The 1,034-nt window shown below is 38.5% G+C and carries 2 protein-coding genes; one reads left to right on the top strand and one right to left on the bottom strand.

The window, feature by feature from the left end; translation table 11 throughout:
• The first annotated feature begins 185 nt into the window (after positions 1 to 185).
• Positions 186 to 698, top strand: a complete 513-nt coding sequence (locus SSCH_RS17525) for an ATP-binding cassette domain-containing protein (protein ID WP_198142241.1) — start codon at positions 186 to 188, stop codon at positions 696 to 698.
• Here SSCH_RS17525 and SSCH_RS17520 read toward each other — a convergent pair.
• A complete protein-coding gene (locus SSCH_RS17520) occupies positions 616 to 912 on the bottom strand; it encodes an ATP-binding cassette domain-containing protein (protein ID WP_456300458.1) in 297 nt (98 codons plus the stop codon). The genes SSCH_RS17525 and SSCH_RS17520 overlap by 83 nt on opposite strands.
• Positions 913 to 1,034: the final 122 nt, after the last annotated feature.

Below are 1,034 nucleotides of genomic sequence, written 5' to 3'. Positions count from 1 at the left end.
TGCTGGAGTACAAAAAATCAGTTGAGGGAAAGTATCCGAATCAGAACCGAACGAAATTGCAACTGGAAAAAATGGGTTTTGGACAAGGCTGAAACCTGCCCCATCAACTAAATGGAAATATAAAAGTTTCTTTATATGAGCATGGAGAAAAGGAATTTAAATTAGTCGGAATCGTTGAAAACAGATTGCACAGCCAAAGTCATGATTTTCGAGATGCCTTTGTTGCTTTTAATGATGAGTATTTAGCTGGCAAAGAAGATTCTGTAGAGACTTCAGTAGGAATAGACAAAGAGTTTATAGAAGAGCTGATGCGAACATTGAAAATCATTGACAAGAAAAATGCTCTTCCCAATCAACTATCTGGCGGGCAGCAGCAGAGAATAGCCATAGCCAGGGCCTTAGCTACCAGGCCGTCTATAGTACTGGCAGACGAACCAACAGGGAATCTTGATTCCAAAACCAGCCTGGAAGTAGTAAATCTTTTAAAACAATCTGTTAGAATATACCATCAGACTTTGGTGATGATTACCCATGATGAAAAACTAGCCCAAATGGCAGGCAGAATAGTGCGCATCGAAGAGACGGAAAGATTCTTAACAAGGGGGGAGAATCTTGTTAAGATACATGAAAATAGCGTGGAGATATATCAAAGAGTATCGAAAAAGGTCTGCTGCTTCTCTTTAAATCAAATTCTATAGGCAAAGTGATATTTTCCCATACATTCAATACCGGGATTAAATTATAAGCTTGAAAAACAAAGCCGATCTTTCTCCTTCGAAATATGGCTAAAATGTCATCATTCATGGAGTATAGATCCTTACCATCTATCAGCACTTTCCCTTCAGTCGGTTTGTCTAATCCACCCATCATATGAAGCAGTGTGGACTTGCCTGAACCAGATGAACCTGCTATTGCAACAAATTCGCCTTCTTCGATAGACAGATCAACTCCATCGACAGCTTTTACTAAATTGGCACCTTTTCCATAATTATTTTTTAATGACTTTATTTCTAGTTATTTTCATCATCATGCCT

The sequence above is a fragment of the Syntrophaceticus schinkii genome (genome assembly GCF_000946815.1).
GTDB classification, from domain to species: Bacteria; Bacillota; DSM-12270; order Thermacetogeniales; family Thermacetogeniaceae; genus Syntrophaceticus; species Syntrophaceticus schinkii.
The sequence above is the reverse complement of the archived record's forward strand: the minus strand, read 5'-3'. Positions and strand labels throughout refer to the sequence as shown.